Source organism: Acinetobacter sp. AOR14_HL (assembly GCF_027855175.1).
Classification (GTDB): domain Bacteria; phylum Pseudomonadota; class Gammaproteobacteria; order Pseudomonadales; family Moraxellaceae; genus Acinetobacter; species Acinetobacter calcoaceticus.
The window spans coordinates 197154-217960 of sequence record NZ_JAKTII010000003.1 but is presented as its reverse complement, the minus strand read 5'-3'; the positions used below and the strand labels follow the sequence as shown (position 1 = coordinate 217960).

Annotated in this window: 21 protein-coding genes; 13 read left to right on the top strand and 8 right to left on the bottom strand. The window is 36.8% G+C overall.

Annotated features, from left to right (window positions below; translation table 11 throughout):
- Positions 1–7: 7 nt before the first annotated feature.
- The gene (tkt, locus tag MKL38_RS02010) at positions 8–1996 is read right to left on the bottom strand and encodes a transketolase (protein WP_270902344.1); all 1989 of its coding nucleotides are present in this window, start codon (positions 1994–1996) and stop codon (positions 8–10) included.
- A 538-nt stretch (positions 1997–2534) separates the two neighbouring features.
- Between tkt and metK the strand changes: the two genes are divergently transcribed.
- On the top strand, positions 2535–3701 hold the full coding sequence (gene metK, locus MKL38_RS02005; protein WP_198495949.1) for a methionine adenosyltransferase: 1167 nt from the start codon (positions 2535–2537) through the stop codon (positions 3699–3701).
- A 124-nt stretch (positions 3702–3825) separates the two neighbouring features.
- Here metK and MKL38_RS02000 read toward each other — a convergent pair whose 3' ends face one another.
- Positions 3826–4074, bottom strand: a complete 249-nt coding sequence (locus MKL38_RS02000) for a hypothetical protein (protein WP_198078646.1) — start codon at positions 4072–4074, stop codon at positions 3826–3828.
- Between the two features lie 258 nt (positions 4075–4332).
- On the opposite strand from MKL38_RS02000, the gene MKL38_RS01995 reads away from it, so the two are divergent.
- Positions 4333–4527, top strand: a complete 195-nt coding sequence (locus MKL38_RS01995) for a hypothetical protein (protein ID WP_005041175.1) — start codon at positions 4333–4335, stop codon at positions 4525–4527.
- Between the two features lie 66 nt (positions 4528–4593).
- On the opposite strand, the gene MKL38_RS01990 is transcribed toward MKL38_RS01995, so the two are convergent.
- Positions 4594–5157, bottom strand: a complete 564-nt coding sequence (locus tag MKL38_RS01990) for an FxsA family protein (protein WP_270902343.1) — start codon at positions 5155–5157, stop codon at positions 4594–4596.
- A gap of 495 nt (positions 5158–5652) precedes the next feature.
- Here MKL38_RS01990 and MKL38_RS01985 point away from each other — a divergent pair, with 495 nt between their 5' ends.
- A complete protein-coding gene (locus tag MKL38_RS01985) occupies positions 5653–6474 on the top strand; it encodes an OXA-213 family carbapenem-hydrolyzing class D beta-lactamase OXA-1151 (protein WP_262697150.1) in 822 nt (273 codons plus the stop codon).
- A gap of 66 nt (positions 6475–6540) precedes the next feature.
- Here MKL38_RS01985 and MKL38_RS01980 read toward each other — a convergent pair whose 3' ends face one another.
- Positions 6541–7086 carry a GNAT family N-acetyltransferase gene (locus MKL38_RS01980; protein ID WP_198495952.1) on the bottom strand — a complete coding sequence of 182 codons (546 nt, stop codon included), beginning with the start codon at positions 7084–7086 and terminating at the stop codon, positions 6541–6543.
- Complete coding sequence (locus tag MKL38_RS01975; protein WP_270902342.1) at positions 7083–7676, bottom strand: helix-turn-helix domain-containing protein; 594 nt, start codon at positions 7674–7676, stop codon at positions 7083–7085. Before MKL38_RS01975 ends, MKL38_RS01980 begins: the two co-directional genes overlap by 4 nt.
- Before the next feature lie 238 nt (positions 7677–7914).
- On the opposite strand from MKL38_RS01975, the gene ruvC reads away from it, so the two are divergent.
- Positions 7915–8460 carry a crossover junction endodeoxyribonuclease RuvC gene (gene ruvC / locus MKL38_RS01970; protein ID WP_003651385.1) on the top strand — a complete coding sequence of 182 codons (546 nt, stop codon included), beginning with the start codon at positions 7915–7917 and terminating at the stop codon, positions 8458–8460.
- Positions 8461–8463: 3 nt separating this feature from the next.
- Here the strand turns inward: ruvC and MKL38_RS01965 are convergent, their stop codons facing one another.
- The gene (locus MKL38_RS01965; RefSeq protein WP_270902341.1) at positions 8464–9921 is read right to left on the bottom strand and encodes an NAD(P)H-hydrate dehydratase; all 1458 of its coding nucleotides are present in this window, start codon (positions 9919–9921) and stop codon (positions 8464–8466) included.
- A 26-nt stretch (positions 9922–9947) separates the two neighbouring features.
- On the opposite strand from MKL38_RS01965, the gene queG reads away from it, so the two are divergent.
- Positions 9948–11042, top strand: a complete 1095-nt coding sequence (gene queG / locus MKL38_RS01960) for a tRNA epoxyqueuosine(34) reductase QueG (protein WP_270902580.1) — start codon at positions 9948–9950, stop codon at positions 11040–11042.
- Between the two features lie 93 nt (positions 11043–11135).
- The gene (bioB, locus tag MKL38_RS01955) at positions 11136–12125 is read left to right on the top strand and encodes a biotin synthase BioB (protein WP_004642579.1); all 990 of its coding nucleotides are present in this window, start codon (positions 11136–11138) and stop codon (positions 12123–12125) included.
- A gap of 48 nt (positions 12126–12173) precedes the next feature.
- Here bioB and MKL38_RS01950 read toward each other — a convergent pair whose 3' ends face one another.
- Both MKL38_RS01950 and MKL38_RS01945 read right to left on the bottom strand, forming a co-directional pair.
- Complete coding sequence (locus MKL38_RS01950; protein WP_151744086.1) at positions 12174–12386, bottom strand: hypothetical protein; 213 nt, start codon at positions 12384–12386, stop codon at positions 12174–12176.
- A gap of 63 nt (positions 12387–12449) precedes the next feature.
- Positions 12450–12800, bottom strand: a complete 351-nt coding sequence (locus MKL38_RS01945) for a hypothetical protein (RefSeq protein WP_003651376.1) — start codon at positions 12798–12800, stop codon at positions 12450–12452.
- 445 nt (positions 12801–13245) lie between these two features.
- Between MKL38_RS01945 and MKL38_RS01940 the strand changes: the two genes are divergently transcribed.
- From MKL38_RS01940 to MKL38_RS01910, 7 genes are all read left to right on the top strand, one after another.
- A complete protein-coding gene (locus MKL38_RS01940) occupies positions 13246–13782 on the top strand; it encodes a fimbrial protein (RefSeq protein ID WP_442866681.1) in 537 nt (178 codons plus the stop codon).
- Between the two features lie 73 nt (positions 13783–13855).
- Entirely contained in the window at positions 13856–14599 is a 744-nt protein-coding gene (locus MKL38_RS01935) for a fimbrial biogenesis chaperone (protein ID WP_270902339.1), read from the top strand.
- A 140-nt stretch (positions 14600–14739) separates the two neighbouring features.
- Positions 14740–17196 (top strand): fimbria/pilus outer membrane usher protein, encoded by a 2457-nt coding sequence (locus MKL38_RS01930; protein ID WP_270902579.1) that lies wholly within the window; start codon positions 14740–14742, stop codon positions 17194–17196.
- Positions 17193–18212: a fimbrial protein gene (locus tag MKL38_RS01925; protein ID WP_270902338.1), complete on the top strand. Its 1020-nt coding sequence runs from the start codon at positions 17193–17195 to the stop codon at positions 18210–18212. The genes MKL38_RS01930 and MKL38_RS01925 overlap by 4 nt, the downstream gene beginning before the upstream one ends.
- A 561-nt stretch (positions 18213–18773) precedes the next feature.
- Positions 18774–18953, top strand: a complete 180-nt coding sequence (locus MKL38_RS01920) for a hypothetical protein (protein WP_003651366.1) — start codon at positions 18774–18776, stop codon at positions 18951–18953.
- 85 nt (positions 18954–19038) lie between these two features.
- Positions 19039–20043: an AraC family transcriptional regulator gene (locus tag MKL38_RS01915; protein WP_270902337.1), complete on the top strand. Its 1005-nt coding sequence runs from the start codon at positions 19039–19041 to the stop codon at positions 20041–20043.
- Between the two features lie 95 nt (positions 20044–20138).
- Entirely contained in the window at positions 20139–20765 is a 627-nt protein-coding gene (locus MKL38_RS01910) for a sterol desaturase family protein (protein ID WP_270902336.1), read from the top strand.
- Positions 20766–20807 lie beyond the last annotated feature (42 nt).

Sequence of the window (20807 nt, the reverse complement as noted above, 5' to 3'; positions counted from 1 at the left end):
TCAATATTTAAGCAGTTAATTCTTTTACTGCTGCAACAACAGCTTCAGTGGTAATACCAAAGAATTGGAACAAATCTTTTGCTGGTGCAGATTCACCATAAGTTGTCATACCAATTACTTTGCCATCAAGACCAACAAACTTCCACCAGTAGTCAACATGAGCAGCTTCAACTGCAACACGCGCACGGATATGAGCTGGTAATACAGCTTCACGATATGCAGCGTCTTGTTTCATAAATTCTTCTGCACATGGCATAGAAACTACACGCACACCGTCAAGTTGAGCATAAGCTTCCATTGCTAAAGAAATTTCAGAACCAGTTGCAATAATAATTGCTTTTAATTCGCCTTTTTCTTGAGCAAGAACATACCCACCTTTTGCAACATTTTGAATTTGCTCTTCAGAACGTGTTTGGAATGGTAAGTTTTGACGAGAGAAAATGAGTGCTGTAGGGCCATCTTTACGCTCTAAAGCAGATTTCCATGCAGTAGCAGTTTCTACAGTATCAGCAGGACGCCATGTATTTAGGTTAGGTGTACCACGTAAAGAAGCAATTTGTTCGATTGGTTGGTGAGTTGGACCATCTTCACCCAAACCAATTGAGTCATGTGTATAAACATGAATTACACGTTGTTTCATCAATGCAGACATACGTACTGCATTACGAGCATATTCCATAAACATTAAGAATGTTGCAACGTAAGGAACAAAACCACCATGTAATGCAACGCCATTGGCAATTGCAGTCATACCGAACTCACGTACGCCATAATATACGTAGTTACCAGCTGGGTTCTCTTGAATACCTTGGCAACCTTTCCAAAGCGTTAAGTTAGAACCAGCCAAGTCAGCAGAACCACCTAGCAATTCAGGCAATAAAGGACCAAATGCTTGTAATGTGTTTTGGCTTGCTTTACGTGTTGCGATTGTCTCGCCTTTCACATTTGTTTCACGAATGAATGCATCTGCTTGCGCTGCAAATTCAGCTGGTAAGTCACCGTTAATACGACGAAGTAACTCAGCTGCTTCAGTTGGATATTTTGCTTGATACTGTGCAAATACCGCATCCCAAGCTGCTTCAGATTCAGTACCTTTTGCTTTCGCGTCCCATGCAGCATATACATCAGCAGGAATAACGAATGCTTCTTCTTTCCAGCCTAATGCTTCACGAGTTAAAGTAATCTCATCTTTACCTAATGGCGCACCATGACAGTCTTCTTTACCCTGCTTATTTGGTGAACCTAAACCAATAATGGTTTTACACATAATAATGGTTGGTTTTTGAGTTTCAGCTTTTGCTTCGATTGTTGCTTGACGAATCGCATCAGCATCATGACCATCTACACGAAGAACTTGCCAACCATAGGCTTTAAAACGCTCTTCCGTATCATCGCTGAACCAGCCTTCTACTTCACCATCAATTGAAATGCCATTGTCATCATAATAAGCAATCAATTTACCAAGCTGTAAAGTACCTGCTAAAGAACATACTTCGTGAGAAATACCTTCCATTAAACAACCATCACCCAAGAAACAATAAGTAAAGTGATCAACTACTTTTAAATCATCTTTATTGAACTGAGCAGCTAAAGTCTTTTCTGCCAATGCAAAACCAACAGCATTAGCAATACCTTGACCTAAAGGACCAGTCGTAGTTTCGATACCTGGTGCATAACCATATTCAGGGTGACCAGGAGTTTTTGAATGTAATTGACGGAACTGTTTTAAATCTTCAATTGAAAGATCATAACCTGTTAAATGAAGCAAAGCGTATTGCAACATTGAGCCATGACCGTTTGATAAAACGAAACGGTCGCGGTTTGCCCATTGTGGATTAGTTGGGTTGTGATTTAAAAACTCGCGCCAGACGACGTCAGCAATATCTGCCATCCCCATTGGAGCACCAGGATGCCCTGAGTTTGCCTGTTGCACAGCATCCATTGCCAATACACGAATTGCATTTGCAATACGACGTTCGTTTAAAGGGGTCGCCATAAGATCAGAATCCAATTTTAATAGATTGATGAAAAGAAGAAGATGAATAACAATTCAATGCCGCTATATTGTCTTAAAAAAAAGGCTGAGGGTAAACCCCAACACAGTATATTTCTTTATTTTTAACCGTTTCTTGGTTACACAAAAAACATTTGAACCTTTAAGTTATACAAAACAGTGCTCATTTTTTTAAATACTACTCCAATATGCGAGCAGGCAGTTCTATTAGACTTTGATATATAGATAAAATATTGTGAAATCTCTATCTAGATCGATCATGTTTCTTTTCTTTAAAATCCAACTTCTAAGACATCATCTTTTTGTTAAACCATATGTCTAAAAAACGTACTAACAACAAATTATTAAAATACCAATACTTTAAATAAATACTCTTTATATCAATTTTACTAATACACTTATCAATTAAAACACAGTATAAATGAAACAAATTCATGCTTTTTGGTCAGTATGAACTGGTCCTCAAGCTCAAGTCGATGTAACATATTATGTCTTTTGAAATAACCAAGATAGGACTTTCATGCGCGAGTACGCTGTTTTTACCTCGGAATCTGTAAGCGAAGGTCATCCTGATAAAATGGCCGACCAAATTAGCGACGCTATTTTGGATGCAATCTTAAAAGAAGACCCATACGCACGTGTTGCTTGTGAAACACTGGTAAAAACAGGCGCTGTTGTACTTGCTGGTGAAGTAACAACGACTGCTAATATTGATGTTGAAGCTGTTGTTCGTAATACCGTTAACGGTATTGGATACCACCACTCTGATCTTGGCTTTGATGGATCAACATGTGCTGTAATCAATATGATTGGTAAACAATCACCAGAGATTGCACAAGGTGTAGACCGTCAAAAACCTGAAGATCAAGGTGCCGGTGACCAAGGTTTGATGTTCGGTTATGCAAGCCGTGAAACAGATGTGTTAATGCCTGCTCCGATTTCTTATGCTCACCGTTTAATGGAACGTCAAGCTGAACTTCGTCGCTCAGGCGCACTCCCATGGTTACGCCCAGATGCAAAAAGCCAAGTTACTTTTGCATATGAAAATGGCAAACCTGTACGTCTAGATGCGGTCGTTTTGTCTACTCAACATGATCCTGAAATTACTCAAAGCCAGCTTAAAGAAGCTGTTATTGAAGAAATTATCAAGCCGATCATTCCTGCTGAAATGTTCCACGCTGCGACTAAATTCCATATTAACCCAACAGGTATGTTCGTTATTGGCGGCCCTGTAGGCGACTGTGGCTTAACAGGTCGTAAAATTATTGTTGATACATACGGTGGTATGGCTCGTCACGGCGGTGGTGCTTTCTCAGGTAAAGACCCATCTAAAGTTGACCGCTCTGCTGCATATGCAGGTCGTTATGTTGCAAAAAATATTGTAGCAGCTGGTCTTGCTGACAAATGTGAAATTCAGGTGAGTTACGCAATTGGTGTAGCAGAACCTACTTCAATTTCAATTAATACCTTTGGTACAGCTAAAGTTTCTGATGAGTTGATTATTCAACTTGTACGTGATCATTTCGATTTAAGACCGTTTGGTATTACTCGTATGCTGGATCTTATTCAGCCAATGTATAAACAAACTGCGGCTTATGGTCACTTTGGTCGCGAAGGATCAGATACTGCATTTACATGGGAAAAAACTGATAAAGTTGAAGCTCTTAAAGATGCTGCTGGCCTCTAATACAAAGTCATAAAAAAGCCCGCCAATGAGCGGGCTTTTTTACAGTTCAAATTTCATAATATGTAGGGTTTACTCTTCTAGCAACCATCCTTGATGCCATATCATTTGTAGCTCTGATCAAAATTTATTGTCTTGTGGTTTTATCATCCTGATTTAATACATCAAGTAATGTTGACTGCGTCGGAGTATCTTGATGGTTCTGTACATATATATGGACAACTTTAAATACAATGACAACTGCTAGACAAGCCATCACACAAAACATCCACAAACCATACGGGCTTCGAATATGTTGCGAACCACAATATGGACATGATTTATCAGTTGATGCCACAACTTTGTCGCAACACGCACAATGGTATTGATATAGCATAGGTAACCCTCCTTCCCTCATTTCAACCGTTGTTTTTTTAATAGGTTTGCTGCATTTTTAATTTATACATCCTTTATATTTATCCTATGTGAAATGAAAAGATAATTCAATCTGAATGAACAATTGAGTCAATTAAAAAATATTTTTAAAATACAAAAAGATAAGTTAAATATTATTTTTTTGGCACTATTTTTCTTATTTTGATATTTTGCCAAATTTGCTAAAATAAGCGAATAATCTCACATTTTAGGTCAATGCATGTCAGATACACAGCTCATTAATAAGGGTGGCTTTCGCGAAAGAGCCAACCGAAGTCGAGGTTATCAACAATCTGAAAACAAGCAAACCGCTCTACCTTCAAATAAATATCAACCGCAGTCAAAACCACATGAAGAAACTAAATTAGAAATAGACAATAATGATTCATCTACTTCGGATTGCCAAAATAAATAATTATTTAAAAATAAAAAAAGCTTAAACCCATGAGGTTTAAGCTTTTTCATATTCAGAACACACTTATTAATCTTTATTTTTATGCTCAATTTTTTTGTGGTTTGGCGTAACGTCTCGCGCTTCGCCATCAATAATGTTTGAGTCATGGTATTGGCCTTGACCACCACCTTGCTGATTCTGCATATCTTGCATTTGACGCATTAAATCAGCAAATGGATTTTGTCCTGAAGCATTACCGCCCATACCACCCATCATTTTATTCATCATGGCTTGTTGGCGTTTTGCAAGAGTTCTCATCGCTACATTACGAAATGCGGTTTGAACACCAGGAATCAAAATTAAAACAGCCAAAACATCAGATACAAGACCCGGCAACATTAATAAGAAACCTGCAAAAGCATAAGCAAGTTTTTTAGTTACTGTTGGATCACTACCTAGCTGGCCTGTCATCTGCATTTGCTGTAATTGAGGCATAATACCGGCAGTACTTCTGCGAATAAGCCCCAAACCAATAAAGAAAGCAATAATGAACCAAAAGAACACATACCATCCACTGATGAACTGTGCTACGCCAATCCATACGGCAATTTCAACAATCGCGCCCAGAACTACAATAAGAAGTAAATTCATGTAAAACTTTATCTATCTCAAAAAGAAAATTCATTGCAGTTTTATTTGACCTAACCTTATCTAAGTTGCAAATAAGGATTAAGCATTCCTCTTAGCTCTGATTGTTCTGCCTAATTTCTAAAATTAACAAAAACTATCGCACCGGCAAGAGTCTGCAATACTGGAGTACATTTGATTTTAACTCGATAAAAACAAACATGCTTTATTATTAATGAGTGCTGTATCAGGTTTATCAAGTGCCACTTCAATCAGATTTTAATTTTTTTACTTTATTTAAGTGAGAATTCGTTCAAAAAAGAACTTCTTTAGTCAAATAAAGTCTTATTTGCTTAGCAAAGTTAGGAGCATTCCTTTGTTTATGCTTTCCTTTTAGAGAACTTTAAAAGCAATACCTACATATAAACCTTTTTAGATAGCTTACATTTCACCTATCTAAAGACAATTCTATTCAAGTTAAATTAATTAGTAATACTTCAAATTAAACTTAGTCAGATTATGTATAAAAAAGTCCTTATCGTTGCAACAAGTATTCTATTTTTATCCGCCTGTTCTTCCAATACGGTAAAACAACATCAAATACACTCTATTTCTGCCAATAAAAATTCAGAAGCAATTAAATCACTGTTTGATCAGGCACAGACCACGGGTGTTTTGGTGATTAAGCGAGGACAAACAGAAGAAATTTATGGCAATGATCTTAAAAGAGCATCAACCTCCTATGTTCCCGCCTCTACCTTTAAAATGTTAAATGCTTTAATTGGACTTGAACATCATAAGGCAACTACAACTGAAGTATTTAAATGGGATGGGCAAAAACGTTTATTTCCGGATTGGGAAAAAGACATGACACTGGGCGATGCCATGAAAGCTTCTGCGATTCCAGTTTACCAAGAATTAGCCCGACGAATTGGTCTGGATCTTATGTCCAAAGAGGTGAAACGAGTTGGTTTTGGTAATGCTAACATTGGTTCAAAAGTAGATAATTTTTGGCTCGTTGGCCCTCTAAAAATTACACCTCAACAAGAAACCCAATTTGCTTATCAATTAGCCCATAAAACGCTTCCATTTAGCCAAGATGTACAAGAACAAGTTCAATCAATGGTGTTCATAGAAGAAAAAAATGGAACTAAAATTTATGCCAAAAGTGGTTGGGGATGGGATATTGAACCACAAGTTGGTTGGTTAACAGGCTGGGTCGTTCAACCACAAGGAGAAATTGTGGCATTCTCACTTAATTTAGAAATGAAAAAAGGAACTCCTAGCTCTATTCGCAAAGAAATTGCTTATAAAGGCTTAGAACAACTGGGTATCTTATAAGTTGAACTTTATAGCCCAAGCATAGACTGGGCTATTATTCTGTTTTTTAGAATGTGATGTTTTTATTTATCCATCGATTGGATGAAATGGTGTGCTCAAATTTAACTGATAAAAAGCAGCATCAAGCCATTCACCAAACTTAAAACCGACTTGTTTAAAAGTGCCTGCATGAATAAAGCCCATTTTTTCATGTAAACCGATGCTTGCCTGATTGGTCGCATCAATACAACCAATCAATACATGTAACTCGGCCTCTTGAGCTCGTTGAATCAACTCTTGCATTAAAATTTTGCTTAGTCCGCTACCACGATGTTCATGATGAATATAAATACTATGTTCAACGGTATATTTATAGGCGGGAAAAGCCCTAAAGGTTCCCCAGCTCGCAAAACCCAATAACTTGTCAGTCTCATCAACAATACCAATTACGGGAAAACCATTTTGTCTTTTAACCGAGAACCAATTTTTCATCGACTCTTCAGAGCGCGGTAAATAGTCATATAGAGCGGTAGAATTGATAATTGCTTCATTCAGAATCTCTAATATAGCCACTGAATGTTCTGCTTCATTACAATCAATTAAACGAAAATTAGAATCGAGGGCATAGGTCATAAAGATTCCTTAACGGCAGAGACGAGTTGACTAGAGACGACTAAAATATAACGAGCGACTTGAGATGAATTATTACTGTATATAACGGGCTGGTTTAGTTGCATTGCCAAACAATCCCCTGTGCTTAAAGCATAAGAAGATTCACCTAATTGAATATCAATTTTCCCTTCAACTACCCAAAGTTGCTGTTGTACCACCTTAGAGGTTTCACTAATTTCATAAGTAATTCGTGAGTGAGGGGGAAATTCAATTTCAACAATTTGAAATGAAGACTTCCAATTTGGAGGTGAAATTTGACGGCGAATATAGCCAGTTTCCGGGTCTTTCCATTCTGATTGTTGACTACGCCGAACAATGGGCTGAGGTGCTTGATTACCTTGCTGGCTAGCGAAAAGTTGAGTCAAAGGCACACCTAAACCATTTGCTAGCTTTTCAAGAACAACCGCTGTTGGGCTGGCCTCACCTCTTTCAATTAACGAAATAGCAGAACGGCTCACCTGACATCGTATAGCAAGAACATCAAGTGTATATCCACGAGCTAAACGCAATTCACGTACTTGCTGTGCAATGCGAATATTAATATCTTCCATGCACCCAAAAATTCCAATTCCAAAATTATAGATAAATATTCCACTAAACTAGAATCCTGTCAATTATTAAAGAATTTTATCTTTTTTAGAAATCTTGAAAACTCTTCTTTGTAGTAACCAAAATAGAATCTATTAAAAAACGAAAAATAACCATTCATAAGTGACTTGCTTAAATAACTCATGCAGATCATATTTTGGTATGTAACAATAGCTTTAAATTATTTATGTAAGCCTTCGCATGTCTTTGATTATTGGGATTGACCCTGGTTCACGCTTAACAGGTTATGGAATCATAGAAAAAGATGGTAGCAAACTACGTTTTATCGATGCAGGTACTATTCGAACAGAAACTAAGGAAATGCCCGAACGCTTAAAACGTATCTTTGCTGGTATTGAACGTATTGTTAAATTTCATGGTCCAACTGAAGCTGCCGTTGAGCAAGTGTTTATGGCCCAAAACCCCGATTCGGCTCTAAAACTTGGACAAGCACGTGGTGCAGCAATAGCCGCTTTGGTCAATTTAGATTTACAAGTTGCGGAATATACTGCCCGTCAAATTAAACAGTCTGTAGTTGGTTATGGTGCCGCGGATAAAGAACAAGTACAAATGATGGTCATGCGATTACTTAACTTGACCATTAAGCCTCAAGCAGATGCGGCAGATGCACTAGCAGCAGCAATTTGCCATGCTCATGCATCTGGAAGTATGAGCAAACTGTCTGTCCTTAATGCCTTAGGTGGCATGGCACGTGGACGAAGCCGCTCTAGCAGTCGTAGACGTTAAAGATTAGTTCACGACTTGAGTAATTGCCTGATTCATCTCAAAGGCCTGTAAGCCCCGCATACCTTGTTTTGCAAGTTGGTCGCCAGCTTGAGCATGAAGGGTAACAATTTCATGTAATGCAATTGCTTTATGGAGTTGTGCTTTTAGACTTGCAATCATTCCTGCTAGTACATCGCCCATTCCTCCAGTTCCCATACCAGTATTACCTTGGGTACAAATATAAAGAGCATCTTCTAAAATTAGACTACCCGCTCCTTTAAGCACCCACTGCCCTGCATATTTTTGTTGTAAGGCATAAATCGCAGAGATTCGGTCATTCTCAATCTGAGTAGTAGAACACTCAAGCAATGTTGCAGCTTCTCCAGGGTGAGGTGTTAAATAAATATGTGCATTCAATTTTTGAGGTTGCTTTGCTAGGAACCATAAAGCATCTGCATCTAAAACGATTTCCAGATCTTCACTCTGATTTAATAAATTAAACCATTGTAGGTAGATCTGCTTTGCCCAATCATCACGCCCTAATCCCATCCCAAAACACACTGCATCGACCTGAAATAAAATATCTTTAATAGACTTTTCATTTAGGGCATTAATATCACGGAGCATAATATTTGGTGAACGAGACAAAATAGCCTGATGATGGTTTTGATGACAAACCACCGTGACTTTACCTGCTCCTGCATGAAAAGCAGCCTCGGCAGCCATAATTACAGCACCACCCATTTGTTCATGCCCACCAACGACTAAAACATGCCCATAACTCCCTTTATGACCAAATGCCATACGCTTAGGAAGTTTAATATTTGTTGATGTTAAATAAGCTAACGGTTTCAGCTCTTGGTCTATAGGAATTAAATCAATTAAATGGAGCTTGCCTGTGTATTCTTTACCGTGACCTGTAAATAATCCGGCTTTAAGTCCTAAAACTGTAAATGTATGATCAGCTCGTATTGCACAAGGTAAAGTACATCCTGTATTTGCCTGCAAACCGCTGGGTATATCAACAGAAATTTTTAGGCCCGTTTGTACATTAAATTGTTGAATAGCCTGTTGCCAATGAATGTTTAATTCTCGATTTAAACCAATACCAAATAAAGCATCAATATGACAATCAAAATGCTTTGCGAGTTCAAAACCTTGATGAATTTGTACCGGTTGATCTTTTGCAAATTGCACAGCTTGATGTAAATCTGCTGAAGCCCCTACTTCGGATGCAAAGATTTGAACATTCCAACCTGCTTGCTTTAAATAAGCTGCTATAAAATAACCATCACCAGCATTGTTGCCTTGTCCACACCAAACAGCAATATTTTTAACAGACTGTTCTTTAAAAAGTTCAATTAACTGTTGAGCAATTGACCAAGCCGCTTGTTGCATTAAACCTAATGATGAGTTTTGCGCAGCAAACCAGCGTTGCTCCCATGCTTGAATATCATCGCTATGGTAAACTACCGTCTGCATATTATTATCCTCTTCTGTTTTGGTTTATGACATCTTCCGATACATCACGCATTACGGTGCAACAACTTGATCTTCATGAATTAAAAGCATGGATCAAGGCTCAAGCTTTAGACTTGGGTTTTGCTGATTGTGTCATTGCAAAACCAGATGCTCAAGATCAAATGCCACGTTTTTTAGAGTATCTTGAACGTGGCTATCATGCAGATATGACCTATTTAGAGGAAAATCTAGAAAAGCGGGCTGATCCAACATTATTAGTTCCTGGCACAAAAAGTATTATCTGCGTTCGCATGAACTATCTGGTCGAGTCACCAAAGCCACGTTATGTACCTATTGAACCGAACTCTGCCATTATCGCCCGTTATGCACGTGGTCGAGACTACCATAAGGTCATGCGTGGTAGATTGAAAACTTTAGCTACACGAATTCGTGAAAAAGTTGGTGATTTTGAATCACGTCCTTTCGCTGATTCAGCCCCTATTTTTGAAAAATCATTGGCTGAAAGTGCTGGAATGGGTTGGACGGGTAAGCATACTTTGCTCATTCACAAAAAGTCAGGTTCTTTTTTTGTATTGGGTGAACTATTTACATCACTAGATTTACCTTTTGATGGTCCAACGACCTCTCATTGTGGTTCGTGTAGTGCTTGTATTGATATTTGTCCGACGCAAGCGATTGTTGAACCTTATATGCTCGATGCACGACGTTGTATCGCATATTTAACTATCGAATATAAAGGAATTATTGCTGAAGAATTACGTGCTGGTATTGGTAACCGAGTTTTTGGTTGTGATGACTGTCAATTAATCTGTCCATGGAATAGTTTTGCCAAAACTGCGTCCATTAGTGATTTCAATCCTAGAAATGGTTTAGACAGCATCAGCCTACTCGATATCTGGCAATGGGATGAAGCTACGTTTTTGGCAAATACGGAAGGCAGTCCAATCCGCCGAACAGGTTATCAGTCATTTAAACGTAATATTGCAATCGGTTTAGGAAATGCTCCTTATTCAAAGGAAATTGTAGCTCAACTACAAAATGGCAAGATTTTGCATGATGATATTGTCAACGTGCATATTGATTGGGCAATTGAACAACAACTTAATCAACTTCAGTCATGAAATTAAAAAAATGATGTTTTTTGCCCTATAGCTTTAATACGAATTCTGTATGATTATGTATAGTGAATTAATGCCATCATCATGGATATGACAATGACTCTACGTAATGATTGGAATCGTGAAGAAATCCAAGCTTTATATGAACAACCCTTTTTGGATTTAGTTTTCAAGGCTCAGCAAGTACATCGCGAGCACTTCACTGCCAATGCGATTCAGGTCAGCACCCTTTTATCGATTAAAACGGGTAAATGCCCTGAAGATTGCAAGTACTGCTCACAATCAGCACATTACGAATCAAAACTAGAAGCAGAAAAACGTATTGCTGTAGAAAAAGTGATTAGCGAAGCAAAAGCTGCAAAAGATTCAGGTTCTTCTCGTTTTTGTATGGGTGCAGCTTGGCGTAACCCACATGAACGCGATATGCCTTATGTTCTAGAAATGGTACGTGAAGTAAAAGCTTTAGGTTTAGAAACCTGTATGACTTTAGGCATGCTTAACCAATCTCAAGCAGAGCGCCTACAAGTTGCTGGTTTAGATTATTACAATCACAACCTAGATACATCTCGTGAGTACTACTCACACATCATTAGCACGCGTACTTTTGATGATCGTTTAAATACCTTAGATTATGTTCGCCAAGCTGGAATGAAAGTTTGTAGTGGCGGCATTGTAGGTTTAGGCGAAAGCCGTGATGACCGTGTTGGTTTATTACATGAATTAGCTACCCTACCAATTCATCCTGAATCTGTGCCAATTAACATGCTTGTTCCAATTGAAGGAACGCCGTTAGCAGATGTTGAAAAGCTGGATGTAATTGAATGGATCCGCACTATTGCTGTTGCGCGCATTATTATGCCGCATAGCTATATTCGTTTATCCGCTGGTCGTGAGTCATTAAGTGATTCAGATCAAGCATTAGCATTTATGGCAGGCGCAAACTCCCTATTCTCTGGTGATAAGTTACTCACCACACCAAATGCAGGTGAAGGTAAAGACCAAGCGTTGTTTAACAAACTCGGCTTAACCGCAGAAAAACCAAAACCAACAGTTGCTGATCTATCAGTAAATGCCATGAGCGCATAACTCAAGGCAGTAAAATAAAAAAGCCCTGATTCTTCAGGGCTTTTTTATTTAAACAGAAGTAACTAAAATTCCATAAGTGGCATTAAGAAATGTCCCGACTCGAACAATGTCTTTTCCTGCTGCGTGCGTTACAGACAACTCTTGGCTTAACACATCAAAATTAAAAGAATCAAAAACATCCTGATGATGTAAAAGCCAAGTCACTGTATCTGCAACATTATCATCCACTATATAAGTTAAGGCCTTAAAGTCTTTACTCATAAACAACTCTTAAAAATAAATTTTATGAATTTTATATGAGTTAACTCTACCTTAAAAGAGAATCTAAGCTGCTTTAGGGTTCACTAAAGAACGACCCGACAATAAGCTTGTCAAAGCTTGTGGTGAAAACTCCAATGAAAGCACATGATTCTTGAGATTAACAGAGTGCTTGCTGATCAATGGAAGTAAACCTTCTTCTGTTTCAAAGACGTATTCATCTGCAATATTTAAGATACCCTCAAGATTAGTTGTACTCGAAGCAAGATCATGACTAAAGATGTCATAAATCGTTTGTAAGTTAAACGTTGTCTCCTGCTCAGTTGGATGCTTAATGAGATAATCCTTTAGAAACAAAACTAGCTTATGAGCAAAGAAAAAGTAATTAGGTTTATAGCTATACTTCATACTATTCATGGAACGGAACTCCAGATTATCTTTTATTAAATTACAACTAAAACAGTAGGAATTGAATCTTAAAAAATTCTTAAAAAAACAAATATATTCACAAGATAAATTAAAAATAATTTTATTGTTAAAAAACATAAGGTTAAATCAAAAAACATAGACGAATCTCATCTTAAATGTTTTAAAGTTAGATTAATTTAATAAAATACAATTACTTAAATATTACGAATTTTTTATTTTATTTTAAAAATGAATCACACATTATTTTACCAACTGATAAAAAATATATTTCCAAAATATTCATTAATAAAAATAACTAATCAAAATATATATAAATATAATGTTTTTCTTGTTTTTTGGTTGAAAAGTGATATATTTCCTTCGCCTTACTTAAGCAGAATAAACTTGCTAAAAAGTAATGGATTTTATTTTAAAAGGCTATTCTGGGGATTTTATGAAAAGATTTATTTTTATGGCGGCGGTTTCTCTCTTAAATATAACAAATGCACAAGCTGCAGATGGCACAATTACTATTAATGGTCTTGTCACAGATAATACTTGTACGATTGATACTGGAGATAAAAATCTAACAATTAACCTGCCTACAGTTTCATCTCAAACCTTAAAAAATGCAGGTGATGTAGCAGGTCGTACCCCATTTCAAATTAATTTAACGAACTGTGCTTCGGCTGGTAAAGTAGCCACCTATTTTGAGCCGGGTGCTACCGTTGACTTTAATACTGGTCGTTTATTAAACCAAGCAACCTCGGGCGGGGCAACAAATGTGAATATCCAGTTGCTAGGCAGTAATAATGCTGTAATTCCTATACTCGCTACAGGCACGAATGCGGCTCAGACCAACTCACAATGGGTGAATGTTTCAGCAGGTGGTGATGCTGACCTTAACTATTATGCTGAATACTATGCTACAGGTGCTTCTACTGCGGGTACGGTAACATCGCAAGTAAAATACACCATTATTTATCAATAAAATTAAAATTGAAGCTTCTATTTAAAGATAGAAGCTATCTCCTATCTATTATTCATTATTGAGAATATGACTCATGCTTTTTCGTGGTCGTAAGTTTTTTTGGGGATTAGTTTGTCTACAGGTAGCACTGACTACCACAGGGCATACTGAAATTGTTTTACACGGAACTCGTGTCATTTATCCTTCAAATGCACGTGAGATCACTTTGCAACTGAGTAATAACGGTACAGCTCCCTCTCTTGTTCAAGCTTGGATCGATGATGGAAATGCAAAGTCGACTCCCGATGAAGCAAATGTGCCCTTCATTATTACTCCCCCGATTTCACGAGTAGAAGCGACTAAAGGCCAGACCTTAAGAATTACAGCTCTGCCTAATACGTCTCAATTAAATCAGCAACAAGAATCTATTTTTTGGCTTAATGTTTTAGATATACCTCCTAAACCGGAAGGAAGAACTCAACAAGACCAAAACACTTCTATTTCTAATAATTTTTTACAGCTTGCTGTTCGTTCGCGCATTAAATTTTTTTATCGCCCTATAAATCTAAAAGAAAATATTGAGCAACTAAGTGAGAAAGTTCAATGGAAAATGAATGATCAATATCTAGTAGTGAAGAACCCGACACCCTTTTTCCTGACTATTAGTTCCATTTTTCAAGGAAGTGAAGGCCATAAAACAGACTTATTACAACAAGGATTAATGGTTGCCCCTTTTTCAGAAGATAAAATAAAACTAAAAAATAAAAATTTAGCAGATATGAGCTTTGTATATATCAATGATTATGGTGGAAGAGTTGAGCACCCAATAAAGTTATAACCTTACTGTATTACTTAAGAAAACCTAAATACCTATCATGAATAGGCTCTAAAACTATGTCTAAATGGTTTATACCTTATATATGTTTAAAAAGCCCTTTTACTTGTTATGTGGCCTCAAGTATTGCGGTATTTATGCCTTTGGCTGCATATGCCGAAAATAGTACCGATGTTTCAGGTTTCTCAAAAGCAGAGTTTGATAGTAATTTTTTAGTAGGTAATGCGCAAAAAATTGATATTGGTCGTTTCAAATATGGAAACCCCATCTTAGCTGGTGAATATAGCTTAGATGTCTATATTAATGGTCAATGGCTGGGTAAACGACGTATGCGCTTTAACGCACACACTCCCAATGCAAATGCCGAAACCTGTTTCACAGAAGCCATGTTACTAGAATATGGCGTAAAAGCTGAGGTGCTTAGCCAACATTCTCATGCATCGTCTCTTTCATGTGACGCACTAGGGGCTTGGATAGATAATGCTTTTTATTTATTTGACAGCTCCCGTTTAAGAATTGATCTTTCTATCCCACAAGTCACATTAGAAAAAAAAGCACAGGGCTATATCGATCCACATCTTTGGGATCGAGGTATTAATGCAGCTTTTTTGACATATAACACGACTGCTTATCGAATAATTAACGAACAACATGAAAGTACATATGCTTTTATGGGGACTAATCTTGGAGCAAATTTAGCGAGTTGGCAATTTCGCCATAATGGACAATGGAAATGGCAAGACCATACTGATTTTCAAACTGATAATTCTTCTTATACTTCAACGAATACATATATACAAAAAGCATTTCCGAAAATTCATGGCGTTGTGACTTTAGGTGATTATTTTACTAATAGTGATTTTATCGATTCGTTACCGTATCGCGGAGTAAACATTTCAAGTGATGACCGAATGCTTCCAAACAGTATGCTCGGTTACGCTCCCAGAGTGAGAGGTTATGCAAAAACCAATGCGAAAGTCGAGGTTAGGCAACAAGGCAATTTAATTTATCAGACAACGGTACCACCCGGAAACTTTGAAATTAATGATCTTTACCCAACGGGATTTGGAGGCGAGCTACAAGTTTCGGTAATTGAATCTAATGGAATAATTCAAAAATTCTCTATTCCCTATGCTTCTGTCGTCGAAATGCTACGCCCTCAAATGAGTCGATACTCTTTTACTTTAGGGCAGTTTCGAGATTCAAACCTTAGCCTAACTCCATGGCTGATACAGGGTAAGTATCAACGGGGAATTAATAATTACCTCACAGCTTACAGTGCGGTTCAAGCGACCCAGCAGTATCTCTCATTATTACTAGGTACAGCTTTTTCAACACCCATTGGAGCTGTCTCTTTTGATGCCACTCAATCAAAAGCTGAGTTTGATCATCAATCTAAAATGACAGGACAAAGTTATCGTTTAAGTTACAGTCGACTATTTTCTCCAACAAATACTAATTTAACATTAGCTACTTATCGCTATTCAACAGAGAACTACCTCAAATTGCGTGATGCAATTTTAATTCAAGATTTACAACAACAAAATATTGATAGCTTTTCCGTAGGAAAACAAAAAAGTGAATTCCAGATTACTTTAAATCAAGTTCTTCCAAAGCAATGGGGAAATTTTTATTTAGTGGGTTCATGGACAAACTATTGGAATCAATCCAAGACCAATAAACAGTTCCAATTAGGTTATAGCAATCAATTTAAAGATTTAACTTATAGTTTATCCGCAATTAGCAGCGAAGTTGATGAAGGCGGCACCCGCACAGGTCAAGATACGCAGTACCTTGCTTCTTTATCTTTTCCATTAGATTTTAAGAAAAATTCTCTAACTTTTAATAGTGTTATTGGTGAGGACAGCCAGACTTTAAATTTCAGTGGCTTTACAGGAAGTCGCTTAAACTACGGCGCATCAATTTCTAATCAGGATCATGGTCAAACCAACCTGAATATTAATGGTACCTATAAAACAAACTATACAACACTTGGTGCTTCATTAAGTCACGCAGATTCCTACCAACAAGAAATGCTTAGCTTCAGTGGCAATGTTGTTGCACATTCCCAAGGAATTCTGTTTGGGCCAGATCAGGCTCAAACCATGGTGTTGGTCTATGCACCGGATGCTACGGGAGCACAAGTCGGTAATACACCAGGGCTCAGTATTAACAAAAAGGGATATGCCGTTATTCCTTATGTTACGCCTTATCGTATGAATGACATCAGTCTTGATCCACAAGATATGTCCACACAAGTTGAACTTGGTGAGAGCAGTTTACGGATTGCTCCCTATGCAGGCTCGATCACTAAAGTTCAATTCTCAACAAAAAAAGGTTATGCACTTTTTATTAGTACAACAACATTAGATGGCTCACATCTACCTTTTGCCGCACAGGTATATAGCCAGAATAACGAAGTAATAGGAATTGTCGCACAAGGCAGTCGCATTTATTTACGAACACCCTTAACCCATGACCGTTTATATGTGAAATGGGGAAATACGAGTACTGAAAAATGTGAAATTGAATACGATATAGCGGATCAAATAAAGCATAACAACCAACCAATTATTATGACAAAGGCAGTCTGTAAATGAATAATATTTTAAAAAAAATTGGATTTTTGGCAGTGAGTCTATTTGCTTATAGCCATACAAATGCAAATTGTAATTTAAGTAAAGGATTTACTACCGTCGATATTCCGATGACTATAGGTAAAATCGTAGTAAAACCAAATGATCCAATAGGAACGATCTTACAAAAGAATACTTTTACAATATCTCCTAATAATTCAACTGCAACTTGTAATCGCGCGAGTGATCAAATTATTGCAGCTCTCCCCTTAAATTATCCAATTAGTCCTATAGGTAATAATGTTTATGCGACTAATATTCCTGGTATTGGTATTCGTCTTTATCGCGAAGCTGCCGATGCTTCAGATTTTTCAGGATATTATCCTTATAGACGTACATTAACACCCAATCAAACATATACACTTTCCCCTGGGTATTTTGTTATGGAGGTTATTAAAACTGCCATGACAACAGGCTCCGGAGCACTAGTCGCAGGCCGTTACAGTACCTATTACGTATCAGGACAACAGAACCGCCCATTTTTAACTACTACCGTATTAAGTAATGCCCCTATTCTTATTGCGTCTTCATCTTGTGAAATTCAAAATGGTGTAGATTCACCAGTTCAACTTCCAACCGTGATGAAATCAGGCTTTAGAGCGATTGGGTCAACCCAAGGGGAACAGAATTTTAATCTATCAATCTTATGTAATGGTGGCGAAAACAACTCTGGTATCGCTACGAGCAATACAATCAGCTTAAGTTTTGATTATAATTCTGATACCTCCAATAATCAGGTGATTAACAACAGTGCCGCGAATTCAATCAAAGCTAATGGTGTGGGTGTTGAACTGTTATGGAATATGAATGGAGCAAATCAGCCGATTCAAAAAGCAAGCAAACTAAATATAGGTATGGTGAGTTCCAACCAAACTGTTGAATATGATATTCCTTTAACTGCTCGTTATTATCAGACTGCCACCAATGTCACCGCAGGTGAGGTTAAAGCCACAGCGACGGTGACGATTCAATATGATTAACTATTCTCTATAAAATTACTAAAAACAAATAAGCTTAATGCTACCAAGAGAACTCAAAAAACTAATTTTTCAAACTTTGTAGTTCTATTAAAAAATCACATAAAAAAATGCTCATAAGCAAAAATAGCAAATGAGCATTAGTGATAACCACTTAACCTGAAATACAAATTGTGGGAAATAGATCACAATTTGCATGGGTATAATTTCAAAATTCGGCTTAAAGATCAAGTCTTTTTTTTAACAAAAATTTAAAAAACCATCATAACATATTGTTTTAAATGAATTAAAAAAATAAATTTAATTTATAATCGCTATTTTATAGTGTTTCTAAAGAATTATCATTCTATTAATTAATAAAAACTTAATTTTAAGAATAATTAAAAAGACACCCGTCAAGTCGAATAAATTAAAAATCAATTTAATTTCATATAGTTATATTAAAGTCATCAAAAAATTAAATTTTACAGAATTACATAATTTATAATAAAAAAAACATAAATAAATTTAGAAATCCCCTTCAATTGCAAATAATATGTTTTAGACTTTTTATCAGAACGTAACATGCTCATTTTTTGGAAAATATTATGTATCTTATTACTAAGTCTAGGTGCTACAAGTATAGGTTTTGCGATTAGTAACATCGATCTTTTTCTTTTTTTTATAGGTTTGCTTTTATTAACCTCTTTTATCTTAGCTTTAAAACAAGCACGTGAAGATGCGGGTTTCTTTCCTGATCATTAAACTAATATTAAGTTTCTGAGATATAGAATCAGCAATAAAATCATGATTGAATATGCGCTGTAGTTTATAGGGTTGTCATCAAATTATGTCTAAAAATTCTTCAGACGCTGGAATTTTTTTATGGATGACTTACGAGACTATGCAAAAGATGGGCTTAGATGCAGCATCTATTTTTGCAAGTGTAAATTTGCCTAATCAACCACCTGATAAAAATATTCGTAGAGATAATTCTACCCAACATCGTTTTTGGACAGCTGCTGAAGAGATTAGCCAAGATCCTGATATTGGCTTACATGTAGGTAAGCAAATGCCGCCTTTCCGGGGGTTGGTCATTGAATATTTATTTTTGAGCAGCTCTACATTTGGTGAAGGATTGCAGCGCGCTATAAGATATCAAGCCCTACTTACAGATGTATTTAGCCTTTCCTTAACCATTAATGAAGATCAAGCAATATTATCGGGTTTTGAGCATCCCGTAAGACATTATCTAGAATGTGGGATTGGTATTTTCATTAATTTTTTTAAATATATTACTAATAATGAGTTCAGACCTAGTCATATTACTCTACCTTATCAACAAGGTGCCTCGGCTGAAACTTATCAAGAGATGTGGGAATGCACCGCCATTTTAGGCCAAACAAAAGGTGCTATTGTTTTTCCTAGTGTACTATTAAATAAGACCTCGCCAGCTGCTGAGCCTGAATTATTAAAAATCCATGAAACTCTTGCGGAACAACAGCTATTAACATTAGAAAAACATCAGCTCATTCATGCAATTGAACGTTTGCTTAGTAATGGATTACTTGAATCTGGGCAATTTGATCAAAAATTGATTGCAGAACAATTAAACCGCAACCCTCGTACTCTTCGCGCTGATTTGCAAACTATTAATACAAATTATGAAAAGATTCTAAATCAACATCGAGAAAAACTTGCCAGACGTTTGCTTGCTAATACACAAGAAACTATTGATCAAATTGTTTATTTAACCGGTTTTTCAGAGCCCTCTGCGTTCACACGTGCATTCAAACGGTGGACCAATGAAACTCCCAGTGCTTATCGACAACGCAAACAAAAACAATCAAATTGATTTTAAAGGCAATTGGTCTACTGCCTATTAGGTCAAAGGGATAAAACATTCTTCTTTTAAAATGGCTTTAAATTGTAAAAGAAGAAGTGACCAATATGCTTGGATTCCCTATAGGTGTTTTTGTAGCCAATGGCTTGGAATGGTACTTTCATAAAGTTTGGCTGCATGAGTTTCCAAGCCAGTATCGTAATAGTCCATTTTTCACCCATATCGCACATCATAAACGTGCCCGTTTAAATGGCTTCCATGATGAAGGCTATGCCGAATCTATGCTTAAAAATGCTGAAATTTATAATGAAAAAACAGCCTTAATTGGATTAGCAGGTGCTGCTACCATTTTTTTACCTGTAGCTCCTTTTTTTACAGCTGGACTCTATTATGGTTTATGGAATTATTGGCGTGTACATGCTAAATCTCATTTAGATCCAGAATATGCAAAAAAACGTATTCCTTGGCATTATGATCACCATATGACAAGTAATCAGAATGCTAATTGGTGCGTTACCAGACCTTGGTTTGACTATATTATGGGAACAAGAGTAACCACCGAAGTATCTAAAACCGAAACTAATCCTTTAGGGATAAAATTACCTAAATGGGTAGAAAAACCTATTAATTCAGCTGCTAGACGTTTACTTGCTAAGTCTTTTGCCAAAATTGATTTAAACTCTCGTCAAGATCAATCTAATTTACGTGAAGGCATAGAAGTTAGTCTAACCTAGCGTATTGATCTAACCAAACTCAAAAGAAGCTGCGGAAAAATG